Source organism: Fructilactobacillus florum DSM 22689 = JCM 16035 (genome assembly GCF_001436645.1).
In the GTDB taxonomy this organism is placed as follows: domain Bacteria; phylum Bacillota; class Bacilli; order Lactobacillales; family Lactobacillaceae; genus Fructilactobacillus; species Fructilactobacillus florum.
In genome coordinates this window covers 1-7,560 of the sequence record NZ_AYZI01000013.1, presented here as the reverse complement: position 1 = coordinate 7,560, position 7,560 = coordinate 1, and the positions used below count along the sequence as shown (strand labels likewise).

The following is a 7,560-nucleotide window of genomic DNA, read 5'->3' as shown; positions in this document are numbered from 1 at the left end:
TTCGTTTTGATGATTCAGTTTTAGGCTCCTGGTATTTGTGCTCAATGGCATTCCATGAGCGACTAATAGTGATAGTTTTAAAATTAAAATTAATATCTGACCATTTTAGCCCTTGTACTTCACCCAGACGCATACCAGTGTAGATTGCTAATAAAATCATATATTTTGAAGTATAGTTTTTAGTCCTGGTGTTTTTGAGATATTCAACAAGTTGTTTCATTTCAGAAACATTTAGATAATCAATTTTCCAAGTTTTATTAGGATCGTATACAAGGCTAGTTCTCGGAATAAAATCTTTTTCCATAATTCCATCGTAAACAGCATCCTTAACGGCTGAGTGAACTAATGCATTAATCTTAATTACAGTTTCTTTAGCATGGTTTTGACCATAATCATCGATGAACTTTTGGTAAATATTTCTATTAATTTTGTCTACAGTAATAGTTGGCAAATATTTTTTTAATATATTATAAGTATGTACATATTGACGGATAGTACTATTAGTAATTGTTTTTTCTTTATACGTCTCAAACCATGACCAGAAATATTTATAAAATAGAGGAGGAGTATTAGGCACAAACTTTTTAGACATTTTGTCCACCACCATCTGACTAACAAATAGCTGTGCCTCTTTTTTAGTCTTAAACCCTGATTTAGATTTAAAATGGCGCTTACCATCATCGTCATAATAGTCAACTCGGGCTTGGTATTTACCGTACCTCTTGATAATATCTGCCATGGTCTAACCTCCAAACATATGTTCTGATATAATTAAAATAAAAAAGGGGAAATAAAATGATAATATTCGTTATCTTTGCCATGTTAATTACAATCGTTGCTAATATTTTAATTATTATTTTTGCACTTAAAATTAACGCAGATTTTATGACTAAATTTATAGCAGAAACAGAAAATAGATTTGACAAAAAAATAGAGCTTGAAAAATTAGTCAAAAACAAGATGAGCAAATGATTGCCCAAGATCATTTAGTATTAAACCTTGATCAGCGAACCACAAATTGTGTAAATGTATATGTTTAAATTTATTGTTTAAATTACAGTTAATGATTTCTTTAACTGCTTTTTTCTTAATTTCTTTATTTTGTCTATCTGTTTTCTTTGTTTTCCCAGGAGTCCCATGTTCGACTAAGCCTAAAGTGGTTAACAAATCAATAGCTGATTTACATTCTAATATTTCCTTTTTATATGGATTGTAAACTAATCCTTTATAAATAGTATTTTGGGGCATATATGTTTTTGTATTTATTTTTATCCTTTCAGTTTCATAAATATTCATATAATTAATCCAGATTCTATTACTTTTATATATTATTTTTAAAAGCTGTGCAGCTTCATTAGTTAAATTAGAAAGAACGTACGAAAAAAAGTTATTTATTTCCTTGTTTTTCCTATTGTCAAAAGAATTAGCAATAATTTTTTTATATAATTCTCTTATTTCATCATCAGAAATTGAATATTTTGAATGTTCAATAATATTTAAAACTTTTTCTGATTTTGATTTATCCAAATTTTTACTCGGAATTTTGCTAATTTGATCCGTAGCCCCATTTACCAAATCATCAAAATATGGCTTTTGCAAAATATAATATTTAATAGGCTTTTGAAAAACATAAGTAAAAATTCCTGCCAAGCCTTTTCCTACAACTTCACAAGATGGGTCTAATAGTTTTTGTAATGATTTTTTTGGTATGAGATCTTCAATTTGTTTTAATGAATTATCTTGATTATCTAAAAACATTTATAAATACCTTTCTTATGTATACCTTTACAATTCCCACCCCCGGAATCGAACCAAGGTGATATCAATGTGGGATAGGACGGTTAGTTACTTAATTAGGATTACCATGCTTACTATGAATTACTTCATAGCAGGGCAATCTGCAGTTATTAACTTGATTTTCCCGTCTGATTTTTAGTCACCATTATATTGATCAACTTGACTATTTGTTACATCCAATTTGACTATTTTTGCATTTTCATTTACTGATCTTACAGCAGATTTTTTTATGTCACGTTCATTATCTTTAAGGCTGACATAAGGAATTGTTGCTATTTTAACTTTCGCATTACTTTTATTTTTTAAATCTTCCATATCTGACAAAGTAGAAACATAAGTTTTAAATTCACCGTTTTTTACATACGAAACTCCACCTTTGTCTGGATTAGATGATATCTGCTTATTCTGGTTATTTAAAACAGCAATAACACTACCATCAGGAGCCTTAGTTGTTCCTTTAATTGTCCATCCGTCCTTGTCAGATGTAACTTGGGTAATCCTAACAGAATTATTAGCCCTTACAACGTTTTGGTAACGTAAATAACCAATTACAGAACCAACTGCAACTAAACAAATTATGGATATGATTAATATTTTTTTTGTTGCAAAGGTTGACTTATTGCCAATTTTTTCATGTTGCTCAATATATTCGGAACCATGTTTTAGATCTAAGTTATCTACTGGGGCTTGTTTAACTTGTGTGTGTGCACTACTGAAATCCGAAGAACTTTTTATAATTTTGAAAATAAAAAAAACTATAAGTCCAACAAACACAAAAAATAGAATTACAAAAATATTCATATTAACCTCGCAAATAGCTTTTAACGTCGATCATTTTTGGACGTAATTAATAATTTTACATTTACATATATCTTGCATATCAACAGGAATAGCAAACATTTTCATAAAATCATCTAAATTTGCCTGTTCATAATTGTCTAACGAATTTAGATAATAAGGTACTAATAATTCAATTGCTCCACAATTAGCTTTAAACTCATACTTTGTATTTAACAAAGTTGAAAAACATAATTTTGCATCACTTTGATCACAGTTTAAAATATGACTAATTTCATGAGCAATTATAAATGGTAACTGTTGTTGATTTTTACAATTCATATTTATAATTATTGATTTGCTTTCCGTATCAGCAACAGAAGGTGTAGTTGGAGAAAAAAAGCTAGAAGTTTGAATTTGTATGCCGTTTTTTAAAGCATAATTTAATAGATCATTTATCATTCTTTTCCCTACGTGCTTTCCTAAGAGATCTAAGCATATTTATGAGTGTTTCTCGATCTTCCTCAGGTATTTTCTTACCTTCAAATCTCATAACCGTAGATAGGTCATCAAAATCAGCTTGTTTTTTATCTGGTTCCTCTTTGCCTACTAAATAATCTGTTGAAACATCTAGGGTTTTTGCAACTTTTTCTAAGCTTGAAATAGAAGGACTTTTTCTCTGCCAAGAATATATAGTGTTTTCGCTTAATCCTGATTTTATTCCTAGCTGTTTCAAAGAATATCCACGTTTTTTTGAAATTTGTTTAATTCTTTCAAACGTTGTCATAGCAATATTTATCCAATCTTTTTGAATTATTTTTGTAAACTATAGAATATTTTTGTTGACTAATAGTATTCTATAGTTTAATATTTGACTTGTAAGTTAAATATAAAAGCAAAGCAAACAGTTAAAAAACAAGTAAACGGATTCATAAAGCCGTTTATAAAATCTTTAACTATGGGCTAATAGTATTCTATAGTTTTCTTTTTGTCAATTTTATTTAACTTACAAAGATTATGCAAAGGAGGCTAAAAAATGCCAGAAATATTAAACGGTCGGGAAGCAATCTTAAAATATCTTGCGGATAACCACATTCGTCAAAGCTCATTAGCTAAAGTTTACGGATTACCAAGACAAGATGTTTACGCAATTCTCAAAGGCCGTAAAAACGATAAACGAGCGAATGAATTCGTTCTAAAAGTTATCAATGATTACGGAATCAAATAGGAGGTGAATTGAATGTTTAAAAAATATTACTTTGATGATTCGGATGAAATTTTAAGTAAAGCTACTTCAAATATGAATAGTAGAGAGTTTTCTACTTTTGAATCAATTCTTAAATTATTTTCTGAGTCAGAACTTAATTTTAAAGAGACTAATAAAGTTTTATGTACAGCTAATAAGCTTTTATATGCAAAAGCTTTAGAACAAAAAAATCCCCACAAAAAGTGATGATTAAAACATTTAAGTGATTATAGCAAACGAAAGAAGGTGTAAAAATCAACATCGAAGAAATGGTTGCGAATAGAGTGTTGAATATCTTTGAAGGTATTGACGAAGCTCGTGGTAGTCATCACTGGCCTGCCAAGCTTGATCAGAAAACACTTCGTCAATATCTCGGTAATATCGACACCGCAACTCTTAAAAGAGACTATACGTGCAAACCAGATTTTCCAACGGGAATTGAAAACGAAAAAAAACCAGTTTGGCATCGAGCAGCGGTTGACCAGTGGTTAGCAGCTCACGACAAACCATACAAAGACGTCATGACGAAATGGTAGGAGTGATTAATTATGATTGACTTCATCACTAGAATAATTTGTTTTTTCATCATTAATTTTAGAAATATTTTTCTAACAATTTTGTCTGTACCGGTTGTTATAGCAACGATTCAGCTAGTGATCATGTGTTTCAACGGAAATATTAAAGACTTGAAATTTAGAGACTTTTTCGAATAAGGAGATTAGAAAATGACAAAAGAAAAATTACGGACGCAACTAATCGTTGATGAGTATGTAAAAGCGGCTAATGCATCAGGAGCTTATCTCAATGACAAAGCAATGGATTTACGCAGTGAATTAGTTGAAGCATTTGGCTTTGAACCAAACGAAGAAATTGATCTAGACACAATCATTAATTTTCAAGGATACGGATATAGATACAATTTCGGTACTGATAAATATGAAAAGGTGGCTTAACAATGAAAAACACAAAAAAAGCCTCATCGTATGGACGTACGACGAGACCAGAAACACTGATAGCAATCAATCTATCACATTTTAATTATAAGGCGAGAACGTACCGCAAGCAACCAAACTGGCTAGAAAGGTTGGCACTGAAATGGACACGTTAGTAAAGCTACATCCTGAATTAGATTTTGAATTTAAAGTAATGACTAAGGGAGTCAGGTTCATTGCTAGTAAACACGCGCTAACGATTAATACCAGCCAATCCGATCATGAACAGCTAAAAGCAATGATTGCTGGAATTATTAAGATAAAAGAAATGAAGGAAGGTAACTAATAATGGCTTGTGATTTTTGTAAAACAAGTCCAGCCATATCAAATCAAGAATATGGATATGGATACTTTATAATCGATCGTCTTAGAAATGAAATTCAATATTATGACGAAGAAGATATCAAATCATATTTTAGCATGGATTATCCAGGCGAGCCATCTACAAACCAAATTAAAAAATATGCAGATGAGTTCAATCCTAGTGAATCACTGACAATTAAATTCTGTCCGCTATGCGGAGAAAACTTGGGAGAAAAAAATGAATTCTAGAGAAGAAAAAAGCAAACAGTTAATGAACCATTCCGTTGATTTTGTAGCCAATGGTCAAGAAGTAAAGCTTAGCGGTAACACGGTTAAAGAATATTTAGTAAGCGGAAATGGAAAAATCACTGATCAAGAAGTCGTAATGTTCCTGAACCTTTGCAAATATCAAAAACTCAATCCACTAATTAATGAAGCTTATCTGGTTAAATTTGGCAGTCAACCAGCACAAATCATCGTATCAAAAGAAGCCTTTATGAAGCGAGCTAATAGCGATCCGCACTTCAAAGGTATTAAAGCTGGGATTATTGTTCAACGTAACGATGATATCAAGAAGCTTTCAGGAGCAATTAAGCTTCCATCTGACAAATTACTAGGTGGATGGGCTGAAGTTAAACGTGATGATCGTGACTATCCAACCGAAGTGGAAATTAGTTTGGATGAGTTTGGTAAAGGACAGGCTACTTGGAAGCAAATGCCTATGAACATGATCCGAAAAACAGCGATTGTAAACGCACTTCGTGAAGCTTTTCCAGATCAACTTGGAAGTATGTACACAGAAGATGAACCAGATGTTCAATCTGAGGAACGTAAGCAGGTAGAAGAAACAGAAAGCCAAGATAACCCTAAAACGGTTGATGAGCTTTTAAAAAGTACTGATAAGCAAACACTAGAGACACAATCAAAAACAAATTCTAAAACAAATTCTAAAACTGATTCAACCGATACAACTAAAGATATTGATATTGAAGAAACTAAGCAACCTGAAACAGCTAAGGATTTAATTGATGATTTTAAGGATTCAGAAAAGGAAGGAGCAACCGATGGAAAAGCAGGTCAAGAAGAACTCTTCCCAAAAGACATCGAGTCTAAATTCGAATAATTATTACGACCATTCAACCGATTTTGATTACATGAGCAAATCCATCTATTGGAATTTCTTACAGTGTGAGGACGCGGCGTTAGCTGAACTAAACGGCGAATATCGTCGTTTTCAAGACGAAACGCCACTGCTAGTTGGAAACTATCTACATTCCTTTTTTGAATCTGAGGAGTCACATCAACAGTTTTTAGACGACCACAAAAAGGAAATCTTTAAATATGGCAATCCAGAAAAAGGAATGAAAAAAGCTTTTGTAGATGCTGACAAAATGATTAATACGCTGAAAGATGATCCATATTTTGATGCTATTTATCAAGGCGATAAAGAAGTTATTGTAGCCGGAACCATTGATGGGATCAAGTGGAAAGGTAAACTTGATTGCTTAGTACTTGATCGGGGGCTTTTCTTAGATTTAAAAACTACGCAAGATTTGCATAAAAAATATTGGAATGCTCAAGAACATACCTACCAAAACTTTGCTGAAATTCACGGTTACATCTTACAGATGGCAATTTATCAAGAATTGGTAAAACAGCAGTTTGGCAAAAAAATCGCCCCATTTATTATTGCTGTTTCTAAACAAGATATTCCAGACAAAGGAATTTATTCAATTCCACAAGAATTAATGGATGACGAAATGAATAAATTGATTAAAAAACAAGATCACATTAAAAACGTTATTGATGGTAAAGAAAAACCAGAAGCTTGTGGTAGATGTGCTTGGTGTCGTTCAAAAAAGGAACTAACCAACATCATACCCATTGATTGGCTCAAAATTGGCTAAAAGTCAATAAATTTAAGGAGATGAAATTATGAGCAATCTCTTAATAGATGAACAACCGATTATGGTTCTTCCGAATTTGGCTACAAATATTGGACTAAACGAAGCTATTGTTCTTCAACAAATCCATTATTGGATTGGCAGAACAAACAATGTTAGAGACGGTAATAAGTGGATTTATAACAGTTATCAAAATTGGAATAAACAATTTCCATTTTGGAGTTTAGCAACTTTAAAAAGGACACTAACGAGTTTGAAAAAACAGGGATTGCTTATAACCGGGAATTACAACAAAGTTGGTTTTGATAATACTAGATGGTATCGAATAAATTATAAAAAAATATACGAATTAGACGAAAATCAAGTGAGCCAGTCGATGGGTCAAAATGACCCTGCCAGTGGGTCAAAATGCACCAATGGAGTGGGTCAAAATGAGCAGACCAATACCAGAGACTACACAGAGACTACTACAGAGATTAACAGAACATCTAAGTCGAGTTCTCACGAACGCGACGGTGCAATTACTGAAATTATCAATTAC

General features: G+C 31.9%; 14 protein-coding genes. 9 read left to right on the top strand and 5 right to left on the bottom strand.

The annotated features are described in order from the left end of the window. The 5 genes from FC87_RS06420 to FC87_RS06400 all read right to left on the bottom strand — a co-directional run. Positions 1 to 739: tyrosine-type recombinase/integrase (locus FC87_RS06420; RefSeq protein WP_156656543.1), on the bottom strand; the 739-nt coding region annotated here is incomplete at its 3' end. Positions 740 to 945: 206 nt separating this feature from the next. Continuing rightward, complete coding sequence (locus FC87_RS06415; protein WP_054691141.1) at positions 946 to 1,758, bottom strand: Abi-alpha family protein; 813 nt, start codon at positions 1,756 to 1,758, stop codon at positions 946 to 948. A gap of 174 nt (positions 1,759 to 1,932) precedes the next feature. After that, positions 1,933 to 2,598: a hypothetical protein gene (locus FC87_RS06410; protein ID WP_056961954.1), complete on the bottom strand. Its 666-nt coding sequence runs from the start codon at positions 2,596 to 2,598 to the stop codon at positions 1,933 to 1,935. Positions 2,599 to 2,628: 30 nt separating this feature from the next. Further along, positions 2,629 to 3,036 (bottom strand): ImmA/IrrE family metallo-endopeptidase, encoded by a 408-nt coding sequence (locus FC87_RS06405; protein WP_054691145.1) that lies wholly within the window; start codon positions 3,034 to 3,036, stop codon positions 2,629 to 2,631. Further along, positions 3,026 to 3,361 (bottom strand): helix-turn-helix domain-containing protein, encoded by a 336-nt coding sequence (locus tag FC87_RS06400; protein ID WP_054691147.1) that lies wholly within the window; start codon positions 3,359 to 3,361, stop codon positions 3,026 to 3,028. Before FC87_RS06400 ends, FC87_RS06405 begins: the two co-directional genes overlap by 11 nt. 249 nt (positions 3,362 to 3,610) lie before the next feature. Here FC87_RS06400 and FC87_RS06395 point away from each other — a divergent pair, with 249 nt between their 5' ends. From FC87_RS06395 to FC87_RS07220, 9 genes are all read left to right on the top strand, one after another. Next, positions 3,611 to 3,802, top strand: coding sequence for a hypothetical protein (locus FC87_RS06395; protein ID WP_054691149.1), 192 nt, complete (start codon positions 3,611 to 3,613; stop codon positions 3,800 to 3,802). Positions 3,803 to 3,814: 12 nt separating this feature from the next. Continuing rightward, positions 3,815 to 4,027 carry a hypothetical protein gene (locus FC87_RS06390; RefSeq protein ID WP_056961952.1) on the top strand — a complete coding sequence of 71 codons (213 nt, stop codon included), beginning with the start codon at positions 3,815 to 3,817 and terminating at the stop codon, positions 4,025 to 4,027. 77 nt (positions 4,028 to 4,104) lie between these two features. Further along, on the top strand, positions 4,105 to 4,356 hold the full coding sequence (locus FC87_RS06385) for a hypothetical protein (RefSeq protein WP_156656542.1): 252 nt from the start codon (positions 4,105 to 4,107) through the stop codon (positions 4,354 to 4,356). Positions 4,357 to 4,545: 189 nt separating this feature from the next. Continuing rightward, positions 4,546 to 4,773, top strand: a complete 228-nt coding sequence (locus tag FC87_RS06380) for a hypothetical protein (RefSeq protein ID WP_054691154.1) — start codon at positions 4,546 to 4,548, stop codon at positions 4,771 to 4,773. Positions 4,774 to 4,915: 142 nt separating this feature from the next. Next, on the top strand, positions 4,916 to 5,098 hold the full coding sequence (locus tag FC87_RS06375) for a hypothetical protein (RefSeq protein ID WP_054691156.1): 183 nt from the start codon (positions 4,916 to 4,918) through the stop codon (positions 5,096 to 5,098). Positions 5,099 to 5,100: 2 nt separating this feature from the next. Next, a complete protein-coding gene (locus FC87_RS06370; RefSeq protein ID WP_056961951.1) occupies positions 5,101 to 5,364 on the top strand; it encodes a hypothetical protein in 264 nt (87 codons plus the stop codon). Continuing rightward, on the top strand, positions 5,354 to 6,238 hold the full coding sequence (gene bet / locus FC87_RS06880) for a phage recombination protein Bet (RefSeq protein WP_082619235.1): 885 nt from the start codon (positions 5,354 to 5,356) through the stop codon (positions 6,236 to 6,238). Before FC87_RS06370 ends, bet begins: the two co-directional genes overlap by 11 nt. Further along, the gene (locus tag FC87_RS06360) at positions 6,180 to 7,022 is read left to right on the top strand and encodes a PD-(D/E)XK nuclease-like domain-containing protein (RefSeq protein WP_056961949.1); all 843 of its coding nucleotides are present in this window, start codon (positions 6,180 to 6,182) and stop codon (positions 7,020 to 7,022) included. Before bet ends, FC87_RS06360 begins: the two co-directional genes overlap by 59 nt. A gap of 383 nt (positions 7,023 to 7,405) precedes the next feature. After that, positions 7,406 to 7,560 (top strand): EspF repeat-containing protein (locus FC87_RS07220; RefSeq protein WP_420864879.1); only part of this gene is annotated, 155 nt, incomplete at its 3' end.